Below are 25,434 nucleotides of genomic sequence, written 5' to 3'. Positions count from 1 at the left end.
CATCACGCCCTGACCGATCCCTGATCGCCTCCGGGCCCAAGTCCCCGAGTACAGGCCCCCAGATACGGGCCCTGCAAGTACTGGCCTCCGACACTGGCCTTCAATGACTGGCTCCGACACAGGCTGCCCGGCACGGGCGCCGCAGCGGGCCGCGGAACAGACACAGACCCCGAAGACCCGGGCCCCGCGCCCGGACCGACGCAGAGGACCTTCATGTCGACGCAGACCCCCACCGCCTTCGAACAGCAGATGCTGGAGTATATCAACCGCGCCCGACTCGACCCCACGGGCGAGTTCGACGCGCTGATCGCCGATGCCGCCAGCGACACCGGCGTGCAGGCCAACATCACCCAGGCGCTGCGCTACTTCGGCGTCGATCTGGACCTCTTCGCGGAGCAGCTCGCCGACTTCGTGCAGAACCGCATGGACAATGACCTTGGCTCGCTGGCACCGCTGGCCTGGAACGGCGCGCTCGCCGAGGCGGCCGGGGACCACACGCAGGTGATGATCGACACCGGCATCCAGGGCCACCAGATCGGCGACGAGCCGGTGCTGCGCGACCGCGTCGTCGCGGCGGGCTACGACAACTGGACCCGGCTCAAGGAGAACGTCTTTGCCTATGTCGAGGATTCGCTGCACGGCCACGCGGCCTTCTACGTCGACTGGGGCGTCGGGACGGGCGGCATGCAGTCCCCGGCCGGGCACCGCGATTCCATCCTGTCGGCGGGGGTGACCGAGGTCGGGATCGGTGTCAGCGCCGCCTCGGGCGGCATCGGCCCCTACGCGGTGACGCAGGATTTCGGCACCCGCTCGGACTACCAGTCGCAGCTGCTGGGCGTGGTGATCGACGATGCCGACGGCGATGACTTCTACGACATGGGCGAGGGGCTGGGCGGGATCACCGTCACCGCCAGCGGCGCCGCGGGCACCTATACCACCACCAGCTGGGGCGCGGGCGGCTACCAGATGGTGCTGCCGAGCGGAGTCTACGAGGTCAGCTTCTCCGGCGCCGGGATCAACGGCAGCCTGAGCTACAGTGTCACCATGGGCAGCCAGAACCTCAAGCTCGACGCCATCGCCGACGAGGCGGTGACCGCCGGCGACCTGGTCTCTTCTGAGGCGCTGATCCGGGGCACCGCCGCGGACGAGCTGCTGCAGGGCACCGGCACGGTGGACCAGACCCTGATCGGCAATGGCGGGTCGGACACGCTGCTCGGCGGCGCGGGCGACGATGTGCTCTTCGGCGACAAGGCCTTCGAGGCCCCGGCCGAGGGCGACACGGTCTACCGGCTCTACCTGGCGACGCTGGACCGCGCCCCGAACCTCGAGGGCTACGGCAACTGGGCGGCGCGGCTCGAGAGCGGCGCGATGACGCTCGAGCAGGTCGCCGGCGGCTTCACCGGCAGCGCCGAGTTCCAGGCCACCTACGGCGCGCTCGACAACGCGGGCTTCGTCACCCTGCTCTACAACAACGTGCTGGACCGCGACCCCGATGCCACGGGTCTGGCCAACTGGACCGCGCGGCTCGACGACGGCTCCTGGAGCCGCCCCGAGGTGGTGCTCGGCTTCTCGCAGAGCGCCGAGTTCATCGGCAAGACCGCGGCGGATGCGGCGGCCTACGGCATCCAACACGCCCTCTCCGGGGAGAGCCTGGCCTCCTGGGGCGACGATGTCTTCCGGCTCTACCAGGCGACGCTGGACCGTGCCCCGGATCTCACCGGCTTCGACAACTGGAGCGCCCGGCTGGCCGACGGGCAGGCCTACCTCGGGGTGGTCGACGGCTTCGTGCGGAGTGCCGAGTTCCAGAACACCTACGGCGCGCTCGGCAACGGCGGCTTCGTCGACCTGCTCTACAACAACGTGCTGGGCCGCGAGGCCGATGCCACCGGGCTCGCCAACTGGACCGCGCGGCTCGACGGCGGCATGAGCCGGGCCGAGGTGGTGCAGGGCTTTGCCCAGAGCGATGAGTTCATCGCCGCCACCGCGGCCGATCACGAGAGCTGGATGCGGGATCAGGGCACCGATGACGTGCTCGACGGCGGCATCGGCAACGATGTGATGGTCGGCGGCACCCATGCGGATCTGTTCATCTTCACCAGCGGCGGCAGCGCCACGATCGCCGATTTCGAGGCCTGGGACACGCTGCGCCTCGAGGGTTTCGGCTTTGCCGATGCCGCGGCGGCGCAGGACGCCTTCGTGCAGGAGGGCGACGACCTGCTGCTGAGCGCGGGCGGCTCGGACCTGGTGCTGCTGGGCACCGATCTCGACATGCTGACCGGGGCGCGGCTCGAGCTGGCCTGAGGGCCGGTCTGAAGGCTGGTTTGGGGCTCCGGCTCGGCAGCCTGATCCGAAAACAGTCTCTGATCCGGGCGATGTCGCCCGGATCGACCCTATTCCGGGATGTTTCGGGGTGCTCCTCAAGGCGCCCCCGAGATCCCAAGCCGTTGCGCCCGCCCCGTTGCGCGGGCGGCGCGCGGCGGCGCAGGATCCGCTTAAGGGCGCTGCGCCTACCCTGCCTGCCATGAGCCTCCGCAGCCTCCCGCGCGGGGGCACCGCGCAGGGAGCCGCCTCATGTCCGATCTGTCCGCCAACCTCTCGCTGCCCTATCTCGCGCCGGCGCAGGCGCAGAAACACGTCACCCACAACGAGGCGCTGCTGCGGCTCGACGCGCTGGTGCAACTGGCGGTGCAGAGCCGCAGCCTCGAAGAGCCCCCCGCCGATCCCGCGCCCGGCGCGCGCTACCTGCTTCCGGCGGGGGCGGGCGGCGCCTGGTCGGGGCAGGGCGGGGCGCTGGCTTTCTGGGATGGCACGGCCTGGCAATTTCTTGTGCCGGGCCCCGGCTGGTGTGCCTTCGTGCTCGACGAGGGCGCCGAGCTGGTCTGGCAGGACGGCGACTGGCAGCAGATGCCGCTGCCCGCGCAGGGCCAGATGCTCGAGCTCGGGGTGAATGCCGCGCCCGACGCGGTGAACCGGCTGGCGGTGGCGGCGGAGGCGACGCTGCTCAGCCACGCCGGCGCCGGGCACCAGCTGAAGCTCAACAAGGCGGCGGCGGGCGACACCGCCAGCCTGCTGTTCCAGACCGGCTGGTCGGGCCGCGCCGAGATGGGCTGCGCCGGGGAGGATGATTTCGCGGTGAAGGTCTCGGGCGATGGCGCGAGCTGGCGGACCGGGCTGAGCGTCTCGGCGGCCACCGGGGTGGCGCATCTGCCGCAGGGCGCGCGGGTCGAGGGGGCGCTGGCCGGATCGGGGGTGCTCGGCACGGTGGCGCAGGCGGCCGGCGAGAGCACCGGCGCGCTGCTCGAGCAGGGCGCGGGCGCAACGGGCGCCTACCTGCGGCTGGCCGATGGCACGCAGCTCTGCTGGCATACGCTGACCAGCAGCGCGACGGGGGCGGTCAGCTGGAGCTATCCGGCGGGGTTTGCCGCCGCGCCGGTGGTGAGCGGCAGCTGCACCTCGGGGGCGGCGCAGCTGCTGTCGGTGGGGGCCTTGGCCGCGGGCAGCGCCGAGATCTCGGCCTGGGATCTGTCGGGCGCGCGGGTCGCCACCGCCTGCGCGGTGCTGGCGGTGGGCCGCTGGGTCTAGGGGCGGGTCCGGTGCGGCGGCGCGCCGGACTTGCGCGCCCGGCCCTGCCTCAGCTCGCCCGCGCGGCCTGCAGCTCGGCGAGGATTTCCCGCAGCCGCCCGCCGTAGCGCCCGGCGATGGCATCCACCGAGAAATTCTCCCGAATGTGGGAATAGGCGGCGTCGGCCTTGGCGCGGCTGGCCTCCGGGTTGTCGCGCGCGGCGCGCAGCTGGCGGGCGGCCTCGGCGACCGAGGGTTCGGCCCAGAGCGAGCCCTCGCGCACGAAGATGTAGTCGCCCTGCTCGAGCGGCACCTCCTCGTAGCCCACCAGCCAGGCGGTCTTGTCCGAGCAGAAGTCCATGTTGCCGGAATAGGCGGTGCAGATCACCGGCACCTTCAGCGCCATGGCCTCGATCATGCCGAAGCCCCAGCCCTCGGACTTGTGCAGCGAGATGTAGCAATCAGAGCCGGCCTTGAGCTGCAGCAGGTCGCGGTAGCTCAGCGTCTCGTTCATCACCACGATGCGCGGATCGCTCTCGATGATCGCGTCGACGCGGCTCCACAGCGCCACCTGTACCGGGTCGAAGACCTTGGTGCGGTTCTGCGTCTTCACCACCAGCCGCGCCTCGGGCACGCCCTCGAAGGCCTGCTGAAAGGCCTCCAGCACCGCCACCGGATTCTTGCGCTGCACGAAGGAGAAGCTGTCGAAGGCCACGAGGCAGACGTGGTGGCGCGAGTCGAAGCCGAAGCGCTCCTCGACGAAGGCGCGGGCCGTCTCGCGGGTGATGTCGGGGTGCTCCTCGTAGCACATGCCGACGTTGACCACCGGCTTGCCCTCGGCCCCCGGCTTGTAGATCCGCAGCCCGTAGTCGGTGGAGACCCAGATCTCGTCGAGCAGCGACATGCCGAGGTAGTGGCAATAGGCCGGCATGTCGAGTTCCCAGAAGAAGTAGCCGATGTTGTAGGCGCCCGAGAAGACATCCGGCTGGTAGGAATAGGCCAGCGGCACGGATTCCGCGTTGAGGTGGAGCAGGTTGATCTTCGCCGGGCCGTAGTCCTCGATCAGCGTCTCCGACGAGAAGCCCTCGGGCGCCGGGTTGTCGAGGTCGAAGTCGACGCCGCGCACGTCGAGCCCGGTGGCGCGCAGGATCTCGGCCGAGAGCCGCGTGGCCTGGCCGAGGCCGGAGGCCTTGGCGAGCGGGCCGATGAGCTGCACGTCGACCTCGCGGCGGGCGGGATCGGGCAGCGGCATGGCGGCGGCCTCGAAGCGGTTGCCGGCCTGGTCGAAGGTCAGGAAGGCGCGGCGGCCGAGATCGAAGTACTTGCGGCGCAACGCCGCGGCGTAGCGGGCGCGGGGCAGGGCGATGGGGTCCGCCTGTTCTTCCCCGGTACCGTCCTCGAGGAGGGCGTTGACGAAGCGCTCGAGCTCCGAGGCGCCCCCGGTTTCCGAGCCGCCGGCGCCCGGGGCGAGCAGCGCGTCGATCTGGTCCTGCGGGATGTATCGTAAGAGATCGGGGCGCTGCGCCGCCTGGAGCAGCAGGATCAGCAGTAGGGTCTTGCGGCCCTCGGCGGTCTCGATGTCGAGGAACTTCAGCTTCGGGTTCTCGGCGTGGAAGCGCGCGGCGAACTGGCTCAGCGGGAAATCCGCAGAGCGCCGCGCGGGCGGCACCTCGCGCAGCGCCTCGGCGACCTGCTCGGGCACCAGGCAGTCCTCGAAATAGAGGTTGGCGACATCCTGATGCGCCCACCAGAACAGCACGTCGAGATAGGCGTCGCGGTCGTTGAGGTTGAGCCGCCCCAGCATGTCGGGCCGGCCCATGAGGCGCCACCACATGACGCGGGTGAGCGTGTTGGTCTGCCCGCCCATGGTCTGCGGCGCGTTGAGATAGGCGATCTGCTGCGCCGAGATCGGGATGCGGTGGTTCTCGCCGCTGCGATAGGCGCTCATGTACCAGTAGAGGTAGTGGTCCTGGCATTCGAGCCCCGGCTCCACCGGGAAGCGCTCGTTCAGCCGGTAGCGGTAGCGCACGTAATCGAGATAGGCGGGCTGGCCGCTTTCGGGGATGTCCGGCACCAGCCGCTCGGTGGTCAGGAGGGTGCCGTGGCGCTGAAGCGCGGGCCGCGGCTCCGGCGCGGAGGGCAAGGCCTCGACCGGCGGCGTCTCGTCCAGCAGCGTGCGCAGGGCCGCCAGCTCGCGCTTCAGCGCGAAGCGGCAGCGGGTCGCCAGGTCGGCCCCGGCGCCGGGCGCCGCGTCCTCGACCTCGAGCTGCAGCCGTCCCAGCTCGATCCCCTCCGGCCCCTCGATGCGCAGGCGCAGGTCGCCGTCGGCCTCGGCGATCTTCTGGTGGTGGATTTCCGACAGGCGGAACTGGAAGCCGCAGGTCGTCTCGCCGCCGGTCACGTCGCGCACGTCCTCGCGCAGCTCGTCGGCGACGCGGGCGTCGATCAGGGTGGTCCCGGCATAGAGCCCCACCGGCACCCGGCCCTTCTTGCTGTCGTGGCGGATCACCCAGCCGCGCAGAACACCGTCATCGGAGAGCCCGTCGAGACTGCCGCGGAAAGCGCCGTGGTACTGGTGGCCATCGGGCGGCGGCGGTGGACCCTTCAGCACCCGGCGGGCGGTGGAGCGGAGCTTGGAGAGCAGCGGGCTCATCGGGATTTCCTTCCGCGGAGAGGCAGTCGGGCTCAGGCGAGCGCGTCGTAGTCGGACTTGGCCATCATCCGCGCCAGCGCGCGAATGTCGGTGCGCGGCGTCCAGCCGAGCTTCTCGCGGGCCTTGGTCGCATCGCCGATCAGCAGGTCGACCTCGGCGGGGCGGTAGAACTTCGGGTTTACTTTCATCACCAGCTTGCCGCTCTTGCGGTCGGTGGCGGTCTCGCCCTCGGCCTCGCCCTCCCAGGCGAGATCCATGCCCAGCTCCTCGGCGGCATAGGTGAAGAAGTCGCGGATCGTCGTGGTCACCCCGGTGGCCAGCACGTAGTCGTCGGCCGCGTCCTGCTGCAGCATGCGCCACATGCCCTCGACGTAATCGCCGGCAAAGCCCCAGTCGCGCTGCGCGTCCATGTTGCCGAGCTCCACCGGTGCCTCGCCGCCGCGGGCCAGCGCCGCCAGGCCAAGAGTGATCTTGCGGGTGACGAACTCGGCGCCGCGCAGCGGGCTTTCGTGGTTGAACAGGATCCCCGAGCTGGCGTGCAGCCCGAAGCTCTCGCGGTAGTTCTTGGTGATGTAATGGCCGTAGACCTTGGCCACGCCGTAGGGCGAGCGCGGGTAGAAGGGCGTGGTCTCGCTCTGCGGCACCGCCTGCACGAGGCCGAACATCTCGGAAGTCGAGGCCTGGTAGAAGCGGACGTCGGGGCGCAGGCTGCGCAGCGTGTCGAGCACCCGCACCACGCCCATGGCGTCGACGTCGGAGGTGTAGATCGGCAGGTCCCACGACGCGCCGACGAAGCTCTGCGCCGCGAGGTTGTAGAACTCGTCCATCTCGATCTTTTGCAGGGTGCGGAAGATGTTGTTCTGCTCGGTCAGGTCGAACTCGTGCAGCGTGACCTGATCGGCGATCCCCAGCAGCTCCAGCCGGACGGTCTCGGAATGGGAGATGCGCCGCACTCCGCCGTGGACCTCGTAGCCCTTCTCGAGCAGCAGCTTCGCGAGATAGGCGCCGTCCTGCCCGGTGATGCCGGTGATGAATGCTGTCTTCATGGGGTCCTGCCTCTGAAAGTTCCCTGTCCGGGCGGTATGCGCCGCCTTCTCGTTCCCGGTCCTGCGCCTCGTGCGAGCTGCAAGAACGGGCCTGCGATTTGATAGAGGCCCGGTGGGGGGGGATCAAGCGCACAGGGCCGGCGCCGTCCCCCGGGGGCGAGGTGCTACATGCAAGACACGGCTTGGGGGGCCTTTCGGCTTGGGGGGCGGGATCAGCCGGGCCGCAGGCGGGCCAGCACCGCGCGCAGGCGCCGGCGCAGCGGCCAGCGCGGCGCGAGGTCGAGAAGCGCGAGGCCGAGCTGGCGCTCGTCGGAGCCGGTCCCCTCCAGCAGCGGGCTGGCGAAGAGGTCGATCTCGAGGGTGAGCGCGGTGCTGTCCGCCCCCGGCGCGTGGCGCGGCGTCGGCAGCAGCAGGGTGATCGGGGCGGTGCTGCGGAGCTGGCGCTGCACAGGCGGCTGGCCGGGGCTGAGCAGCTGCAGCGTGGCGGGCCGCTCCGGGCTGGCGCAAGAGGCCCGCAGGGTCAGGCGCAGCGGCACCGGCTCGGGGAAATGCCCGGCGGAGATCTGCAGCGTGGCGCGCGGGCTGCGGGTCCAGGCCGTGCCCGCGTCCCCGGGATCTGTGGGGTCTGGGGGGTGCCAGCCGCGGCCAAGCCGGATCCCGGTGCTCAACTCGCGCCCTTCCATGGGCTGCTCGAAACGGCTGTTTGACGGCAGGTGCATGGCGCTCACCCCTTCGGTGTCAGGCTGAGGTCGAAGAGCCCGAGCCCTGCGAGCCCGCGCTCCTGCCCGAGGCCCAGATCCGCCGGGGTGGCGGTGCCGAGTGGCTCGATCAGCAGCACCGCGGGGGCGGCTTGCAGGTCGCTCTCCTGCAGCTCGAAGCTGAACTCGACCGGGGCGCTGTTCTGCCAGCGCGGCTCGGCCAGCAGCCGGCCGTTCCAGGAGATCCGCGCGCCGCAGGGGGCCTCGGCGCTGGCCACCGGGCGCAGGCTCAGTGTGAGCTGCTGCGCCGGGGCGCCGGGCAGGATCGGTACGAAGAGCGCCAGTTGCGGCGCGTGCGACCCGGCGCCCCAGGCGGCGGTGGCCCGCAGGTCCGGAGCGAGGAGGGCGCGCGGCGCCGGGAGGCCGAGGTCGATCTCCTGCGGCAGCAGGCCAAAGCTCCAGTTCTGCGGGTCGGGCAGGACATAGAGCGGGTTGCCGAGCTCGGTGTCGAGCAGCCGGGCGAAGGCGAGGCCGAGGGCGGGGACGGCTCCGGTGGGCTCGGCGCCTTGCCCGGGGATCAGCTCGATCCCCAGCGCCAGCTCGCCCGCGGCATCGAGCGCGCTGGCGGGCAGGCGCAGAAACAGGTCGCCGGGCAGGCTGGAGGCGGTGACCGGGGCGGCATAGAGGCAGGTGCCGCCGCAATGGACGCGCAGCTCGGCGGGCGCTTCGTGGGAAATTCCGGGGGCGTCTTCGGGGGTCTCCCCTTCGGCGGGCGCGCCGCAGAGGCCGAGGTGCAGCAGGAGCGCCTCCTGCCCGGGGCGCAGCGCGCGGTCTCCGCGCAGCCAGAACGTGGCGCGCGGTGCCGAGATCCGGCGCAGCCCCGCCTCCGGCGCCTGCCAGCCCGCGCCGAAGCGGATCTTCTGCTCGGTCGCCTCGCTGCCGGCTTGGGCGATCTCGCCGGCGAGCAGCGGCGGCAGGGTCTGGCCAGGGATCTGGCCGGGAGGCGCTGCCGGGGGCGTCTTCGGCGGGCTCTGCAGGGCGCGCTGATAAGCCTCGGCGGTGGCGCGGGCGTAGCCCTCCCAGGACATGTGCCGGGCGACATGGGCGCGCAGCGCCTCGGCGCGGGCGGCGGCCTCGGGGTCGGCCAGCGTGGCCTCCAGCGCGGCGCGCAGGCTTTCCGGCGCGCCCGGATCGCAATAGCGCGCGAGATCGCCGAAATACTCGCGCTCCGAGGAGCTTTCCGAGAGCACCAGCGGCACGCCCGCCGCCGCCGCCTCGAGCGCCGCAAGCGAGGCGCCTTCGGCCCAGCTCGGCAGCACGAAGGCGCGCGCCCCGGCCAGCGCCGAGCGCAGCATCTCGCCGCCGGGCGCGAGCCGCCCCGGGCGGATCAGCCGATCCCCCAGCTCGGCGCGGATCTGCGTGGCATAGTCCGGATCGCCGTCATGACCGATCAGCACCAGCTTGAGCGGCAGGCCCTGCAGTGCCTGGGCGAGGCTGAGCTGGTTCTTGCGCGGCTCGACGCGGCCGATGCAGATCACGTAGTCGCCGGCCTCCGCAGGCAGATGCGCCTGCCGGAAGAGCGCCGCATCGCCGCCCTGCCAGAGCGCCGCATCGACCGGGTTATGGACCAGGCTGGCGCGCTCGGGCGGCAGCTCGGCGCCGATCGCCGCCAGCGCGGCGCGTTCGGCCTCGCTGAGGAGGATCACGTGGTCGCAGAGCGCCAGCATCTCGCGCACCATGGCGTGGTAGCCCGGGGCGATCTCGTGATGGTGCCCGCGCGTCTGCAGCTGGCGGCGCAGCGCCGCGCGCGCCTGTGGCGGCAGATCCGGCTGCTGCAACGCGCTCCAGAGCGGCATCTCGCTGAAATCGAGGTAGATCGGCGAGAACACGACCCGCTTGCCCGCCGCCCTGAGGCCGCGCAGCGCCGCCAGCGCGCTCTCGGGTGGCCAGACGTTGAAGAGGTGCACGGTGTCTTCGGGGATTTCGGCGGCGCTTTCGTAGAGCGAAGCCTCCGCCAGCCAGCCGATCCGGCGCAGCGCTTCGGCGCTGCGCGGCACCCGCACGCTAGGGCCGCCGAGCGTGCGGTCCTCGCCGCCATGCAGCAGCAGGCGCACGGGGGCGGAGGTGGGGTCGGTATCGGCCATACGTGTCTTCGGGTGTCTCTGGGGGCGGGGAATTTGCCAAGGTTCTCGCAGAGCCCGCGCGCAGCGGCAAGCGCGGGGCGCCGGGTGGCGGCTGTGGCGTGGCTGCCGCGGCACGGACGGCGGGCTGCGCGGATCTGGCAAAGCTGCAGCGGGCCGGATAGCTAGGAGAAAAAGCATCCGGCGCCGGTCCCTTCGGGGGCGGGCGGAGCCGGGCGGGACGGGAGCATCTCTTGAGGCGATTTCTGGCAGCGGCGCGCATCGGACGGAGCCCCTATTTCGACCGCGCCTGGTACGTCCGGCGCTACCTTTCCGGCACGCGCCCCGTCTCCGCGGCGTTGCACTACCTGCGCGAGGGGGCTGCCGCCGGCTTTGACCCGGGGCCGGGCTTCAGCACCCGCGGCTACCTGGCGGCGCATCCCGATGTTGCCGCCGCCGGGGTGAACCCCTTGCTGCACTACGAGCGCTACGGCCGGGCCGAGGGGCGCGAGATGCTGCCGCCGCTCGGGCCGGTCGAGCGCCCGGAGCGGGGGGCGGAGACGGGCGGGGAACGGGCCGCCGAGATGGCGGTGATCGTGCATGCCTATCACCTCGAGGTCTTCGACGATCTGCGCCGGGCGCTGGCGGCCTTCCCCGAACACGCCGATATCTACGTCAGCTACCCGCGCGCCTCGAAGTCCCATGACGAGGCGCTGATCCGCGCCGCCTTCCCGGGCGCGGTGCCGGTGGCGGTGGACAACCTCGGGCAGGACGTCGGCGCCTTCCTGCAGGTGCTGGAGCGGATCGACCGGCGCGGTTACGGGGTCTATTGCAGGCTGGCCTTGCAGGGCGGCGACAGGCTGCCGGGGCCCCTGCGCGAGAGACTGCTGCGCGGCACCGTGGGCCCGGCGGCGCGGGTGGCCGAGGTCGCGCAGATCTTCCGCGACCGCCCTGAGGTGCTGCTCGGCGGCGGCCGCGCGCTTTTCCAGCACGGGCCGGGCGCGCAGCCGGACACGGCTGCTGTGCTGACCGCGCTGCTCGGCAGGGCTGGGGTGCCGTCCGATGTGCTGGAGGCCGACTGGGGCTTCTTCGCGGGGGGCTCGTGCTGGCTGCGCGCCGAGCTGGTCGAGCGGCTGATGGGGGGCATCCGTGCCGGGGAGTTCCGGCCGGGGCAGAGCGACGGCCAGCTGGCGCATGCCGGAGAGCGGCTGCCGGGGCTGCTGGCGCAGGCGATGGGCGGGCAGGTGGCGCTTGCCTCCTGCCTCGATCCGGAGGCGCCGGTCGAGGTGCTGCCGGGGCTGCCGCCGGAGGCGCCGCGCCGCAATATCCCGATGACCGAGCTGCTGGGCGGGCTGGGCACGCGCTGGATCACACCGGCGGTCGAAGCGATGGCCGCGGGGCAGGCGCCGGGGCTCGGGGCGGACCGGCGCTACAGCCCGGCGGCGCGGGCCGCGGCTCCGGTGGGCGACTATGCCATTCTCACCCCGACCGGCGACCGGCCCGAGGCCTTCGCGCAATGCCTGCGCATGGTGGCGACCCAGAGCCTGCAGCCGCGGGAATGGATCGTGGTGGACGACGGCGCGCGCCCGCTGCCCGAGGATATCGCGCTGCCGGAGTGGGCAACCTACGTGCGCCGCGCCCCGAACCCTCAGGATCCGCCACACACGCTGCCGTGCAACGTGCTGGCCGGGCTGGAGCATCTCGGCGCCGAGCGGGTGCTGATCTTCGAGGATGACGACTGGTACTCGCCGCTCTATGCCGAATTCCTGCTGCCCTGGCTGGACAGCTTCGATCTCGTTGGCCTCAATCTAATCCGCTACTACCACCTGCAGGGGCGCGCTTGGAAACATGGGTTCCAGCCCGCCCATACCGCCTTTGCCCAGAGCGGCTTCCGCCGCGGCCCGGCCTCCGAGTGCCTGGCGCGGATCTGCCGTTCGGAGACCCCCGAGATCCGCGCGCAGGGGCTGATCGACCGCCATTGGTGGCACGGTTTCGAGGGGTCCAAGTACCTCATCCAGGACCACCCGGCCCTGCACCTGGGGCTGAAGGGCGGCGCCGGCCGGCCCGGGCTCGCCTCCGGCCACGACCGCGCCGAGGTGGACTACATCCCCGACCCGGACGGCACCTACCTGGCGCAGGTGCTGGGGCCGGATCGGATGTATTACGAGGGCGGCCCCTCCCGCTGACCTGACCGTTTGCCCGCATGTCGGATCGGTCCGGGGCGCTGGGGCGCGGAAGACACGCTCTGCGCGATCATGGCCGCAGGCGGGCCGCGGAATGTTTACTTTTGTGGCAATGAATGGAGTGTTGGGGCCATGTCAGGAGGCCCTGAAGGGTGCCAGTGCGGGGCTTCGGGAGGAGGGGCCCTTTTCTTGTCTGAGGGAGGAGCCCGGGCGCGTTCCGGGGTGCGCCGCCACGGCCGTCCTCGCGCAGGCGGGACGCGGGCAAGCCGGGTCCGGGTTTTCTGCTTCGATTGAGAGCTCAGCACAGACGCAGGCAGGCTGCGTGACGTCAAGGATGAAGGCCGCGCAATGAGTGAGAAAGACCGCAAAGTCGCAGGGGGGGATGCCCCGGTCCGGCATCTTGCCGTGGTGCTGGGCATGCACCGGTCGGGAACCTCGGCGCTTGGCGGGATCCTGTCCCATCTTGGCTGCGACCAGCCGAAATCCCCGATGCCGGCCAACGAGAACAACCCCAAGGGCTATTTCGAGAGCCTGAAGGTCTACCAGCTCAACGACGAGATCCTGCGGGCCGTGCAGTCCAGCTGGCGGGACTGGCGGGAGATCAGCCCGGCCTGGCTCGCCTCCGCCCAGGGGCAGGCCTACCTGCCGCGGGCGCGGGATGTGCTGCTCTCGGAGTTCGAGGGCGCGACGCTGGGGGTGCTCAAGGATCCGCGTATCTGCCGCCTGGTGCCGTTCTGGGCCGAGGCGGCGCGCCTCGCCGGCTTCGGGTTCCTGCCGATCCTGACCCACCGCAACCCGCTGGAGGTCGCGAAGTCGATGCAGACCCGGGACGGGATCGACGCGTCGGAAGGGATGCTCGTCTGGCTGCGCCACGTGCTCGACGCCGAGGCCGGAACCCGCGGCATGCGCCGCTGCACGACCAGCTACACGGCGGTGCTGCAGAACTGGGTCAAGCAGGTCCTGGCCATCCAGGACGCCCTGGAGGTGACATGGCCGCGGTTCGACGACCGCAGTTCGATGGAAATCGAAGCCTTCCTCTCCGGCAAGCTGCGGCATTTCGAGGAGGTGCCGGAAAAGCTCATCGAGAACCCCACGCTGTCGGTCTGGGTGCGGGACACCTACGCGATCCTCGAGCGCTGGGTACAGCAGCCGGAGCGGAAGGCCGACCACAAGCGGCTCGACCGGATCCGCGCCGAGTTCAATGCCGCCGCCCCGGCCTTCGGGCAGCTGGTCGGCCCGCCGGCGCAGGACCGCTTCAGCCTGCAGGCGAAGCTGCAGGAGGTGCAGCAGCAGGGCCGTGCCGAGCTTGCGCAGGCGCAGCAGCAGATCGCGCCGCTGCAGGCCGAGCGGGACGGGGCCCTGGAGAAGCTCAAGGCGGCCGAAACCGGGTGGGCCGAGACGCGGGCCGAGTTTGAGGGCACGGTCTCCGGGCTTCGGGCGGATCTTTCGCAGGCCCAGAGTGCCCTGGCGCAGCGCCGGCTCGAGTCCGAGCAGGACGCCGAGCGGGCCCGGGCCGCGGAAGAGGATCGCGATGCCACCCTCGCGCAGGTCCGGGAGCTCGAGGAGGAAATGGCGGCGCTCAGGAAGCGCCATGACGCCCGGCTCGCCGAGGTGACCGGGCAGTGGCGCCGGGAGACCGCGGAACTGACCTCCGCTCTGGACGAGCTGCGCGCCCTCTCCTCGGAGAACCAGGCGCATTTCGGGGAGCTCAAGCAGAAGCTTGCCGCCCTTTCCTCGGAGAAGGCGCAGCTTGAAGCCTCGAACCGGGCAAAGGAGGCGCGGCTGAGGAGCCTCACGACCGACTACGAGACATATGCGCAGAAGGCCAAGAGCGCCGCGGAGGAGGTCAGGGCGCTACGCAGCAGCACCTCCTGGCGCATCACGGCGCCGGTGCGGCGGGTGCTCAACGCCTTGCGCGGGCAGCGCTGAAGCGGCGCGGCCCCTCTTCGGGGTCCGCGCGCTTACCCCCTGAGCAGCCCCATCAGGTAGCGCCCGTAGTCGTTCTTGCGGAACTTCTCGGCCCGCGCCGCGAGCTGCTCGCGATCGATCCAGCCCTGGTCGAAGGCGATCTCCTCGGGGCAGCCGGCCTGTTGGCCCTGGCGTTTCTCCAGCGTGCGGACGAAGTTGCCCGCGTCGAGCAGCGAGCCATGGGTGCCGGTGTCGAGCCAGGCGTAGCCGCGGCCCATGCGCTTTACGTCGAGCTGGCCCTCGTGCAGGTACATCTCCAGCAGCGTGGTGATCTCCAGCTCGCCGCGCGCCGAGGGCTGCACCTGCTTGGCGCGCTCGGGGGCCGTGCCGTCGAGGAAGTAGAGCCCGGTCACCGCGTAGTTCGAGGGCGGCACCTCGGGCTTCTCGATGATCGAGGTGGCGCGGCCGTCGGTGTCGAAATCCACCACGCCGTAGCGCTCGGGATCGGCGACGCGATAGCCGAAGACCGTGCCGCCGCTCTCGCGCGCATCGGCCTGCGCCATCATCTCGGGCAGCCCGTGGCCGTAGAAGATATTGTCGCCCAACACCAGGGCCGAGGGCGCGCCGGCGAGGAACTCCTCGGCTAGCAGGTAGGCCTGCGCCAGACCGTCGGGGCTGGGCTGGACCACGTAGGTGAGCGAGATGCCCCACTGGCTGCCGTCGCCCAAGGTGCGCTGGAACTGCTCCTGGTCCTGCGGCGTGGTGATCAGGCAGATCTCGCGGATGCCGGCGAGCATCAGCACCGAGAGCGGGTAGTAGATCATCGGCTTGTCGTAGACCGGCAGCAGCTGTTTCGATACGCCGATGGTGATCGGGTAGAGCCGGGTCCCGGAGCCCCCTGCGAGGATGATACCTTTACGCTTTGTCATGTTTGCACGTTGCCTCAAGTCGGGAGTGGGTCTGGGAGGGGCCGCCGCCCCCGGACCTGCGGCCCGAGGGCGTGCTTGGCCGGATCAGGCCGGGGTCTTTTGCGCCGCGCCGCCGGTATTGGTGCCGAGCCGCTGGCCGACACCCGCGCGGGCCTGCAGCGGGCGCCACCAGGCCTCGTTGTCGAGATACCATTGCACGGTCTTCTCGAGGCCTTCCTCGACGGTCACCGAGGGGCGCCAGCCGAGTTCGCCCCTGATCCGCGAAGGGTCGATCGCGTAGCGCGCGTCATGGCCCGGGCGGTCGGTGACGAAGGTGATCTGGTCGGCGTAGCTGCCGCTGTCCTTCGGGCGCTTGGCATCGAGGACCGAACACAGGGTTTTCACCAGCTCGAGGTTGGTGCGCTCGTTCTCGCCGCCGATGTTGTAGCTGCGGCCCAGCTCTCCCTTTTCCACCACCAGCAGCAGCGCGTCGGCGTGGTCCTCGACGTAGAGCCAGTCGCGGATGTTCTCGCCGGTGCCGTAGATCGGCAGCGGCTTTCCGGCGAGCGCGTTGAGGATCACCACCGGGATGAGCTTTTCCGGGAAGTGGTAGGGCCCGTAGTTGTTCGAGCAGTTGGTCAGAACGACGGGCAGCCCGTAGGTCTCGTGCCAGGCGCGCACCAGGTGGTCCGAGCTGGCCTTGGAGGCCGAGTAGGGCGAGCGCGGATCGTAGGGCGTCTCTTCGGTGAACTGCACGGACGGATCGGCGGGCAGCGAGCCGAAGACCTCGTCGGTGGAGATATGGTGGAAGCGGAACGCCTCGGGCTTGCCCTGCTGCGTCCAGTAGGCGCGGGCGGCTTCGAGCATGTTGTAGGTGCCGGTGATATTGGTCTCGATGAAATCGCCCGGCCCGTCGATCGAGCGGTCGACATGGCTCTCGGCGGCGAGATGCATCACCGCGTCGGGCTTGTGGGCCGCGAAGATCCGGTCGAGCGCGGCGCGGTCGCGGATGTCGGCCTGCTCGAAGGCGTAGAGCGGGCTCTGCGCCGCCTCGGCGACGTTTTCGAGGCAGGCGGCATAGGTGAGCGCGTCGAGGTTCACCACCTCGTGGCCGCGCGCGATGGCGAGCCGCACCACGGCCGATCCGATGAAGCCGGCACCGCCGGTGACCAGGAGTTTCATCGCGGGAGATCCTATCCTTGTAGAAGTTTCTTGCGGTCGAAGATGCGCGACCAGAGCGCGTGGAAGTTTTCCTGCGGCTGCATGGGCTTTCCGTTCGCCCAGGCGTAGGACAGGAAATTCTCCCGGTCGTCATCCGGGCGGCAGCCGGACAGGTAGCGCTCGGCCTGGCCGTAGAAGATGACATCGGGGGCGACCGCGGGCACCAGCTCGGCCTGGAAGAAGCGGGTTCTGCAGAACACGATCTTCCGGAAGACGAGGGTCAGTATCGGCAGCATCTGACGGAAGAAGCTGTCGCCGAAGATCAGCAAGACCTTGTCCGTCAGCGAATCCGGGGTTTCGGACAGGATCATCAGCCCGTCATTGCCGCGCATGACGCCGTTCGACGCCATGTTGAAGCGCGGGGGGCGGAACGGTGCGCAGGTCACCGCGCTTTCGGACACCGGAGGGGTGAACTTGTTGCCGAGATCACCGACGAATTCCGCCTGACGCTGCGCCACCTTGCCCTGACCGGCGCGCAGCGTGTCCGTTGCGTCAAGGCCGAGCGATGTGCACAGAAGCTCCGCGAGGGCCAGGATGCCCCCGGCGGAATAATGCGTGTCCGTCTTGAGGAAGAAGTCCTTGCGGCCTTCCATCAGGCGCAGCGGGTAGATGTCGTTGGGCAGGCCCTGGATGCCTGCGACATGCGCCGCGTAGTTCCTCTCGTATATGGAGCGGATGTCGGCACCCATGCCGGACAGGTCGGACAGGGCGACAAGCTTTTCCGGAAAGACGACCTGCCGGAACGCGATGCCGTGTCGCGCGCAATAGTCCCTGCGCGTCCGGAGGTTGTCCCCGAACGTCCGGACGGAGGCCTCGGTCGCCCGATGGGTGCCCTGGCAGAGGTCCAGCACATTATGTGCGCCTTTCGCGAGGAAGAGATACCCATCCTCTCCGGCCAGGACCGGGTTCACGCCCTCTATTTCACCGGGCCCGGTCATCAGGATTGCCAGGTGAAGGGGCTGTCGAAATCGGCCAGCAGGGGCGCCGCGGCGTCCTTTTCCGACAGCACCGCGTTGCTGGTGTCCGTGCCCCAGTCGATGCCGATTTCCGGGTCATCGAAGCGCACCGCGCCGTCGCACTCGGGGGCGTAGTAATCGGTGCATTTGTAGATGATCTCGGTGTCGTCCTGCAGGGTGGCGAACCCGTGCAGGAAGCCCTCGGGGATCAGCAACTGGCGACCATTTTCGAAGCTGAGCTCATAGCCCACCCACTTGCCGTAGGTCGGCGAGCCGCGGCGGATGTCCACCGCCACGTCGAAGAGCCGGCCGCGCCCGCAGCGCACCAGCTTGGCCTGGGCATGCGGCGGCGCCTGGAAGTGCAGGCCCCGCACCGTGCCGGTCTTGGCCGAAAGCGAGTGGTTGTCCTGCACGAAGTCATAGTCGAGGCCCTGCTCGGCCATCCGCGCCTTGTTCCAGCTCTCCGAGAAGAACCCGCGGTTGTCGCCGAACCGGCGGGGGGTGAGCATCAGCACCCCGGGCAGGGCGGTTTCTTCGATGTCCAGCATAAGGCGAGTTTTTACCGTGCAATCCAATTCGAAGACCTGTCTATACAGGAAGCTACCCCTAAGAAAGGGGGGGTGGGCAGAAGCGCGCAAACTGCGGCAGACCCGTCGCGCGCGGCCCTTGCAGCGTGGACGTGGGGCAACACCGCCTGGAGATGTTGCGGATTGTGAAGGCGCTGCAGGCGGGCATCGGCGCGCTTCTCGTCCCGTGGGTCAACTCTGCCTTGTAGCTCCGGCCATAAGCCGCCAGAAAAGCAAGTTGTGACACCCGGCGACGCCGGGATGCTTGCGAGTTCATCGCCCGAAACGTGGCGCAATCCATGGTAAGACTACTTCGAAGATAGGGCATCAGTGATCATGATGAAGCGGCCACAGGAAGCGATCATGCGGCGTCTGACGGGGCGCCTGAACGGCGCGCAGAGGCACGGTGGAACAGGGCTCCGGGGGCATATCGATTTCGTCGATGGCCGGACGATCACGGGATGGCTCCAGGGCAGGGACGACACGCGGCTGCCGGTCCGGGTCGTTGCCGCGGACGACGGGCGACTGCTGGCCGAAGGCGTGGCGGATGTGGCGCGCCAGGACCTGCTGGAAGCCGGGATCGGCGACGGGCAGCACGGGTTCCGGCTGAACGTCGGGGCCGAGCCGCAGCGAGACATCACGGCCAGGGTCCTTTCCGCCGAAGGCGGGCTCTGCCTCGGCGAGATTTTCCTGCCGCGCACGAACGCCGTTGTCGATCTGGGGGCGAAGGCGGCGAAGACGCGCGACGAGATGCTGCGCCCGTTCCTGTCATACGTGCGCGTCAACGGGGCGATCGGGGATTCCACGTCCCGGGCGCTCATCCTCTACGATCATATTCTGAGCCACTACGGTCTCTTCGACGAAGCGTTCTACAAGGCCACCTACGGGCGGGAAATCGCCCCGGGGGAAGAGGCCCTGGTCCATTACCTGAAGTCCGGATCGGCGCGCGGGCTCTGGCCCAACCCGGTGTTCGACCCGGCGGAATACGTGCGGATCAATCCGGATGTCCTGGACAGCGGCATCGACCCGGTTGTGCACTACTTCCTGTTCGGCTGGAACGAGCGGCGCAAGGTGGGCACGCTCTTCGACGCCGATTTCTACCTCGAGAAACACCCGGACGTCCTGAAGGCGGGGATCAACCCGCTCCACCACTACCTGGCCTTCGGCCAGAAGGAAGGCCGGATGCCGGTGCGCGCCGGCGAAGCCGCCCTCCGCGCCGCGGAGGCTCCGGCTCCGGCGGCGACCGGCTTCGGCGCCCGCAGCAGCGGGCTGCTGCTGCTGGTCTCGCATGACTTCGAGGTCGGTGGTGCGCAGCAGTTGCTGCGCAGCCTTGCCGAATGGCTGCTGGCCTCGACGAAATACGACGTGAAATTCGTCGCGATGAAGGACGGCGCCCACCGGCATCTGTTCGAGGCGATCGCCCCGGTGCACGTGGTCTCGCGGGACATGGACCCGGCGCACGCGGAGCAGGAGATCCGCGCCTTCGCCGGCGAGACCGTGCGGGGGCTCTTCGTGAACTCGGTGGCGAGCACCGGCTTCTTCGAGGTCTGGAGCGAGGACACGCCCGCGGTCAGCTACGTTCACGAGCTGGAAAAGATCATCGGCAAGTACCCGGGCTGCATCGAGCGCCTGGCCGAGCGCTGCAGCACCATTCTCGGCGGCAGCAATGCGGTGACCGAGAACCTGCGGCAGACCCATGGGGTCGATCCCGAGAAGGTGCGCCTGGTCTATGATTTCATCGGGCCGCTGTCGGAAGAGGCCCCGTCCGAAGACGCGCGGGCCGCGCGCCGCGCCAGCCTCGGGCTGGACCCGGAGGCCTTCGTGGTCATGGGCTGCGGCGTCATGCATTGGCGCAAGTCGCCGGACAAGTTCATCGAGATCGCCGAGGAGGTTTCCCGGCAGACCGGCAAGCCCTGCAAGTTCGTCTGGATCGGCGGTGGCCCCGACGAGGAGGCCTGCCGCCAGATGGTGCGGGACAAGGGGCTCGGGCAGGTCGTCGACCTGATTGGCTACCAGGAGGACGTCGCCGGGGTGCTGGAGGCCGCGGATCTCTTCCTTCTGCCCTCCGAGGAGGATCCGTTTCCGCTGGTCTGTCTCTATGCCGCGGCGAAACAGGTGCCGGTGATCTGCTTCGAGGAGGCCGGCGGCATGCCGGAATTCGTCGCCCGCGGCTGCGGCCTCGCGGTGCCCTTCGGCGATGTCGGGGCCATGGCGCAGGCGGTGCTGGGTTACATGGACGATCCCGCGCGCCTCGCCGATCACGGCGCCACCGGCCGTGCGGCGGTGCAGGCGGAATTCTCGGTGACCGCGACCGGCCCGCAGATCCTCGACCTGCTGCGCAGCGCCATGGGCGTTGGCCCGCATGTCAGCATCGTGGTGCCGAACTATAATTACGGCGCCTATCTCGAGCAGCGGCTGACCTCGATCTACGACCAGAGCTTCCAGGATTTCGAGGTGATCTTGCTGGACGATGCCTCGCCCGACGGCTCCGGGGCGATCCTGGAGGACTGGGCGCGGCGCCGGCCGGCGACGCGCGCCATCCTCAATGCGCAGAACTCCGGATCACCCTTCGCACAGTGGATGAAGGGCATGCGCGAGGCGCGCTCCGAGCTGGTCTGGATCGCCGAGGCGGACGATTACTGCGAGCCGGAACTGCTCGCGGCGCTGGTGCCCGCGATGGACGACCGCAACGTCTTTCTCGCCCACGCCAAGTCCATGCCGGTGAACGCCGAGGGGACATCGCTGGGTGATTACGACACGCTCTACCTCAACCGCATCGCCGAAGGCCGGTGGATGCAGTCCTACGTCGCCACCGACCACCTCGAGGTGAACGCCGGCCTGGCCGTGGGCAACGTCATCCCCAATGCCAGCGCGGTGATGATCCGCAAGTTCGAGCCGGAGCCCGAGTTCGTCGAGCAGGTCACCGCCATGCGGATGTGCGGAGACTGGTATTTCTACCTGCGCGCCCTGCGCGGCGGCAATCTCGCCTTCGATGCGCGGACGCTGAACTATCACCGCCGGCACGGCAACACCGTGACGCATCAGACCGAGGGCAGCCTGCGCTACTTCGGGGAACTGGCGGAAATCCGGCAGTACGTGGATCGCACCTACCGGATCACCGAGGCCACCCAGGCCCAGGCGGATGCCTTCACGCTGCAGGATCTCGACCGCTTCGGCGTCGAGGATGCCGCGCAGCGCGACGCGGTCCGGGCGGCGTCGCGGTTGACCGCGGGCAAGGAGATCCCCAGCCTGCTGATGGTCGCCAGCGACCTGTCGCCGGGCGGCGGGCAGATGTTCGCCATCCGCCTCGCCAACGCCTGGGCGGCGCATGGCGGCCGGGTCGTGCTGCTCAACGTCGGCTATTCGGTGACGCATGAGAAGGTGCTGTCGCGGATCGACCCCGGTGTCGTGCTGATCAGGGAGAACGATCCGAGGCTCCGGAACCTCGCGGGCCTCTGCGCCGAGTACGACATCGACATCATCCACTCGTCGATCTGGTGGGCCGACAAATATGTCCGCCAGCAGATCGAGGCCCTGCCGCAGATGCCCTGGGTGACCACGATGCATGGCTGCCACGAAACACTTCTGGAAAACCCCAGGCTGGATGTGGACTTTGCGGGCGACTACGCCTTCATGCGCGATAGGATGGATTGCTGGATCCACATCGCGGACAAGAACATGAAGGTTTTCCGGGAGCTTGGCGCCCCACGTCACCACGAGAGGATTGCCAATGGCGTGCCCTCTCCGCAGGTCAGGGAGGTCAGCCGTGCCGAGCTGGGCCTGCGCGAAGACAGCGTCCTGCTGTGCCTGGTCAGCCGCGGCATCAAGGAGAAGGGCTGGTTCCAGGCCGTGGAGATTGCCCGCAAGCTCAACGAAGACGGGCTGAACGTCGAGCTGATGCTTGTCGGGGAAGGGCCTGCCGCCACGGAAATCCGGCAGCAGGACCTGGACTTCGTGCATCTCTACGGGCACGTCGATAACGTGGATGAGCTGATTTCCGTGTGCGATGTCGGCATCCTGCCGAGCACCTTCATCGGGGAATCCATGCCGCTGGTTCTACTGGAAATGATGGCCCTGGCGAAACCGATCGTCGCGACGGATGTCGGGGAGATCCCGGAGATGATCGGCAAGGGCGACAGTGCCGCGGGGATCGTGGTGCCGAATGTCGATGGCGACGTGGACATCCCCGCCTATTGCGAGGCGATAAAACGCATGATCGGCAACGAGACGGCATTCTCGAACTACTCGAAGGCCGCGAAGCAGCGGTTCGATGAGAAATACGATATCAGGAAGATGATGCAGGTCTACGCGGCCCTGTATGACAAATGCCTCGAAGACCGCGCCTCTGCGCTGCGCTGTGAAGAAGCTCTCTGAGAAGTTGATCTCCGGACGTCAAGAAACAGCACCGGAGGTGCAAGGAAGATATGGAACGTAATCTTAGAAAACCTGTTGTTGCCGGTGTCGGCTGGGAGCCGGTGGATGAAACGCAAGACCTCAAGCTGGTCTTGCAGAAACTCGGGAACAACACCGGCAACCTGATTTTTTCCGAATCCGCCTTCCGGCTCTTTCCGGACGCGCAGCGGTCACCTTTCAACCACATCCACAAGCGGATGGGCAGCGACCGGGACTGCATTGTCATCGCCGCGGCGAACTGGCTGAACGAGAAGGCGGACTTCTCGGGTCTCGTCGAGACGCTGGAGCAGACCGACGTGCCGGTCATCGTGCTGGGCCTGGGGGCGCAGTCGGGCATGGACGGAAAGATCCCCACCTTGCGACCGGGCACCGAAAGGCTTGTCAGGCTGCTGGCGGAAAGGAGCCCGCGGATCTCGGCGCGGGGGCAGTTCAGCTGTGAGGTGCTGGAGAAATACGGCGCCAAGAACGCCGTCCCCACGGGCTGCCCCTCGATGCTCATGGCGGGACGCCAGGCGCCCCGGTTCCGTGCCACGCCGGCCTGGGACGCGCTGCGCCCTGAGGAGGTTCTCGTCTACGGCACGCGCCACCATTTCCACGCGGCAAGCGGGATTTCGACCGAACTCTACAGAGTGGCGCTGCAGAGGCAGTTCGACATCCTGCTGCAGTCCGAGCTGGCAGATTTCTACTTCGCGCTGGATCGCTGCGAGGAGCTCGAAAAGCCGGAAGAGGTGAAAAGCCATCTCGCCAAGGTGTACCAGGACAGCCCCGAGGCCGTGGCCAAATATCTCGCGGACCACGGGCGGGTGTTTTTCGATCTGGACAGCTGGTTTGACTGCTGCCGGGAAAAATCCTTCCTGATCGGCACCCGGATTCACGGAACGATCTCCGGCATCCTCTCCGGCACCCCGTCGCTGCTGATCGCGCATGATTCCCGGACCGTGGAGCTCGCGGAGACGATGAACGTGCCCTACGTCCTGGAGAAGGGGCTGGATGTTCGGGACGAGGGCACTCTGCGGGGGCTGTATGAACGGCTCGAAGGCCACAGCTTCCAGGGCTCCTATGAGACGTACCTGAAGAATTTCAGCGATTTCTTCGACAAATGCGGTCTGGATGTTGCGATTTCCTCGAGGGCCGAGGAGGCCGCGCTGCCATGAAGAAGCTGTTCTTGCACATCGGCATGCAGAAGACGGGGACCAGCAGCATCCAGCTGATGCTGCAGTCCTCCGAAGACGCCCTGAGGAAGCAGGGCTTCTTCTACCCGCGGCTTCCCATGGCGGGGCAGAATGGCATCTGGAAGTCGGCGTTTCGGCACAACCTGCTTGCGGCGAGCTTTGCCGACTACCCCTCGGTCTTCGCCACGTATGAGCCCGAGCAGATCGAGGATATTCGCGCCGAGATGCTCGCGAGTCCGCTGGTGCCGATCATTTCTGCGGAAGACTTTTCCAGGCAGAAGGATTTCGGCCGCCTGAAGGAACTGCTCGCAGGCTTCGCGGTGTCCGTTGTCGTCTACCTGAGACGGCAGGACAAGTTCGCGGAGTCCCTGTACAACCAGAGGAACAAGATCCTGCTCTCGCGGATGAGCGAATTTCTCCTCGACGAGACCTTGGTCACCGCGGATGGTCTCAACAGGTTCCTGACGCAGGAGAACTACACGCGGCTGCTCGACTACAGGTCGCTCGTGGAGCGGCTCCGGACCTCGCTCGACCTCGAGGGCATTCATGTCCGGGAGTACGAGCGTGACATTCTTGTCGGCGGCGATGTCTGTCTCGATTTCTGTTCCGTTCTCGGCATCGATGCGGCGGAGATGACCTTGCCGAAACGTGACGCGAACGGGAATGTCGATAACAAGTATTTCGCGAAGCTGCGGGACATCTACGGGACGTCCGGGTCGGAGGCAGCGATGTCCTTCATGCAGTCCCTCAACGACCGCATGGCCTCCGGAGAAGATCTGAGCGGGAAATACGCACTGATGACCTCCGAGGTCCGGAGCGCGTTCCTCAGGCAGTACGCCCCCAACAATGCGTGGATCTCCGAACAGTTCGGTGCCTTCTCCGTGGGTGTGAGATGATCGCCATATACGGAGCGAACGGGTTCATCGGCAGGAACCTGGTGCGCCAGCTTTCCGGGAAGTTCTCCGTACGCGCGGTGTCCAGGGGGTTCGACGAGACCTTCTTGTCCGAGTTCCGATCGCGGGTGGACATACGGGAGGGCGACTTCGGCAGCGCGATCTCGATGTTGTCGAGCCTGAGCGATGTGGACACCGTGATCCAGCTGATCAGCTCGTCGAGCCCCGGCATGGGCAATCGGGTGCTGGTGGATGACATCCAGGAGAACGTGATCCCGCATGTGTCGTTCATTCAGAACGCCATCGCCGCCGGGGTGCGCCGCTACATCTTCGTCTCCTCGGGCGGCACGGTCTACGGCCCCAACGCCCCGGTGCCCACGGCGGAGACGGCGCATACCAACCCGATCAATTCGCACGGCATGACCAAGCTGATGATCGAGAAGTACCTGCAGATGTTCAGCCGCGTCGATGGGCTCGAGCACGTCATCCTGCGCGTGTCGAACCCCTACGGACCGGGGCAGACCTTCCGCAAGGGGCAGGGGCTGATCCCGGCGATCCTGCAGCGCCACCGCGAAGGCCGCCCGATACAGGTCTTCGGCGACGGCAGCAGCGAGCGCGATTACATCTATATCGACGATCTGACTGCCGCTGTGGAGAAGGTGGTCACCTGCCCGGAGGCCGGCAATCAGGTGCTCAATATAGGCAAGGGCGAGGGGCGCTCGATCCTCGAGGTGATCGAAACCCTCGAGGCGGCGCTCGGCGTGCGCTTCGAGAGGGAGTTCCTGCCGGGCCGGAATACCGATGTGAGCCGGAGCATCCTCGACGTCTCGAAGGCGCGGCAGCTGCTGTCCTGGTCGCCCGACATCTCTCTGGAAGAGGGCGTCGCGCGCATGTTCGCCGCGCAGGGCTGACTTTCGCTCCCCTTCGGCAGACGGGTTCCTGTCGCGGCAAAGAGCGACTATGTAGCACGATACAAAAGTAACGAAGCGGCGGTGAGGCCCCATGAAAATCGCAGTTATCGGCACCGGTTACGTCGGTCTTGTCTCCGGGGTGTGTTTCTCCGACTTCGGCCACGAGGTGGTCTGCGTCGACAAGGACCCGCGCAAGATCGAGATGCTCGAGCGCGGCGAGGTGCC

At 68.5% G+C, this 25,434-nt stretch carries 17 protein-coding genes; 9 read left to right on the top strand and 8 right to left on the bottom strand.

The genetic code is table 11. The features are described 5' to 3' along the window. Positions 1 to 213: 213 nt before the first annotated feature. Together LC039_RS25165 and LC039_RS25160 are read left to right on the top strand one after the other, a co-directional pair. Positions 214 to 2,301, top strand: a complete 2,088-nt coding sequence (locus LC039_RS25165; protein WP_226629330.1) for a DUF4214 domain-containing protein — start codon at positions 214 to 216, stop codon at positions 2,299 to 2,301. 270 nt (positions 2,302 to 2,571) lie between these two features. Beyond that, positions 2,572 to 3,582 (top strand): DUF2793 domain-containing protein, encoded by a 1,011-nt coding sequence (locus LC039_RS25160; RefSeq protein WP_226629329.1) that lies wholly within the window; start codon positions 2,572 to 2,574, stop codon positions 3,580 to 3,582. Positions 3,583 to 3,631: 49 nt separating this feature from the next. Here LC039_RS25160 and LC039_RS25155 read toward each other — a convergent pair whose 3' ends face one another. The 4 genes from LC039_RS25155 to LC039_RS25140 all read right to left on the bottom strand — a co-directional run bounded on the left by LC039_RS25155 (position 3,632) and on the right by LC039_RS25140 (position 10,102). Next, on the bottom strand, positions 3,632 to 6,214 hold the full coding sequence (locus tag LC039_RS25155; RefSeq protein ID WP_226629327.1) for a glycosyltransferase: 2,583 nt from the start codon (positions 6,212 to 6,214) through the stop codon (positions 3,632 to 3,634). Between the two features lie 32 nt (positions 6,215 to 6,246). Then, on the bottom strand, positions 6,247 to 7,260 hold the full coding sequence (gmd, locus tag LC039_RS25150) for a GDP-mannose 4,6-dehydratase (RefSeq protein ID WP_226629325.1): 1,014 nt from the start codon (positions 7,258 to 7,260) through the stop codon (positions 6,247 to 6,249). A gap of 212 nt (positions 7,261 to 7,472) precedes the next feature. After that, positions 7,473 to 7,979, bottom strand: a complete 507-nt coding sequence (locus tag LC039_RS25145; RefSeq protein ID WP_226629324.1) for a hypothetical protein — start codon at positions 7,977 to 7,979, stop codon at positions 7,473 to 7,475. Positions 7,980 to 7,984: 5 nt separating this feature from the next. Beyond that, the gene (locus LC039_RS25140) at positions 7,985 to 10,102 is read right to left on the bottom strand and encodes a glycosyltransferase (protein WP_226629322.1); all 2,118 of its coding nucleotides are present in this window, start codon (positions 10,100 to 10,102) and stop codon (positions 7,985 to 7,987) included. 230 nt (positions 10,103 to 10,332) lie between these two features. Here LC039_RS25140 and LC039_RS25135 point away from each other — a divergent pair, with 230 nt between their 5' ends. Both LC039_RS25135 and LC039_RS25130 read left to right on the top strand, forming a co-directional pair. After that, positions 10,333 to 12,264 carry a rhamnan synthesis F family protein gene (locus tag LC039_RS25135; protein WP_226629320.1) on the top strand — a complete coding sequence of 644 codons (1,932 nt, stop codon included), beginning with the start codon at positions 10,333 to 10,335 and terminating at the stop codon, positions 12,262 to 12,264. 345 nt (positions 12,265 to 12,609) lie between these two features. Further along, positions 12,610 to 14,190 carry a hypothetical protein gene (locus LC039_RS25130; protein WP_226629319.1) on the top strand — a complete coding sequence of 527 codons (1,581 nt, stop codon included), beginning with the start codon at positions 12,610 to 12,612 and terminating at the stop codon, positions 14,188 to 14,190. 32 nt (positions 14,191 to 14,222) lie between these two features. Here LC039_RS25130 and rfbA read toward each other — a convergent pair whose 3' ends face one another. The 4 genes from rfbA to rfbC all read right to left on the bottom strand — a co-directional run bounded on the left by rfbA (position 14,223) and on the right by rfbC (position 17,802). After that, positions 14,223 to 15,098 (bottom strand): glucose-1-phosphate thymidylyltransferase RfbA, encoded by an 876-nt coding sequence (gene rfbA, locus LC039_RS25125; protein WP_226629317.1) that lies wholly within the window; start codon positions 15,096 to 15,098, stop codon positions 14,223 to 14,225. An 84-nt stretch (positions 15,099 to 15,182) separates the two neighbouring features. Then, a complete protein-coding gene (gene rfbB, locus LC039_RS25120; protein ID WP_226629312.1) occupies positions 15,183 to 16,259 on the bottom strand; it encodes a dTDP-glucose 4,6-dehydratase in 1,077 nt (358 codons plus the stop codon). A gap of 11 nt (positions 16,260 to 16,270) precedes the next feature. Next, complete coding sequence (locus LC039_RS25115; RefSeq protein ID WP_226629311.1) at positions 16,271 to 17,236, bottom strand: hypothetical protein; 966 nt, start codon at positions 17,234 to 17,236, stop codon at positions 16,271 to 16,273. Continuing rightward, positions 17,236 to 17,802, bottom strand: a complete 567-nt coding sequence (gene rfbC / locus LC039_RS25110) for a dTDP-4-dehydrorhamnose 3,5-epimerase (RefSeq protein WP_226629309.1) — start codon at positions 17,800 to 17,802, stop codon at positions 17,236 to 17,238. The genes LC039_RS25115 and rfbC overlap by 1 nt, the downstream gene beginning before the upstream one ends. A 381-nt stretch (positions 17,803 to 18,183) precedes the next feature. Between rfbC and LC039_RS25105 the strand changes: the two genes are divergently transcribed. The 5 genes from LC039_RS25105 to LC039_RS25085 form a co-directional block, all read left to right on the top strand. Next, positions 18,184 to 22,194, top strand: coding sequence for a glycosyltransferase (locus tag LC039_RS25105; RefSeq protein ID WP_226629307.1), 4,011 nt, complete (start codon positions 18,184 to 18,186; stop codon positions 22,192 to 22,194). Positions 22,195 to 22,244: 50 nt separating this feature from the next. After that, on the top strand, positions 22,245 to 23,387 hold the full coding sequence (locus LC039_RS25100) for a polysaccharide pyruvyl transferase family protein (protein ID WP_226629305.1): 1,143 nt from the start codon (positions 22,245 to 22,247) through the stop codon (positions 23,385 to 23,387). Beyond that, positions 23,384 to 24,301: a hypothetical protein gene (locus tag LC039_RS25095; RefSeq protein ID WP_226629303.1), complete on the top strand. Its 918-nt coding sequence runs from the start codon at positions 23,384 to 23,386 to the stop codon at positions 24,299 to 24,301. Before LC039_RS25100 ends, LC039_RS25095 begins: the two co-directional genes overlap by 4 nt. Then, on the top strand, positions 24,298 to 25,209 hold the full coding sequence (locus tag LC039_RS25090; protein ID WP_226629301.1) for an NAD-dependent epimerase/dehydratase family protein: 912 nt from the start codon (positions 24,298 to 24,300) through the stop codon (positions 25,207 to 25,209). Before LC039_RS25095 ends, LC039_RS25090 begins: the two co-directional genes overlap by 4 nt. A gap of 91 nt (positions 25,210 to 25,300) precedes the next feature. Then, positions 25,301 to 25,434 (top strand): NAD-binding protein (locus LC039_RS25085; RefSeq protein WP_413463861.1); only part of this gene is annotated, 134 nt, incomplete at its 3' end.

Origin of the sequence: Alloyangia pacifica (genome assembly GCF_020524285.1) — a bacterium.
Classification (GTDB): Bacteria; Pseudomonadota; Alphaproteobacteria; order Rhodobacterales; family Rhodobacteraceae; genus Salipiger; species Salipiger pacificus_B.
The sequence above is the reverse complement of the archived record's forward strand: the minus strand, read 5'-3'. Positions and strand labels throughout refer to the sequence as shown.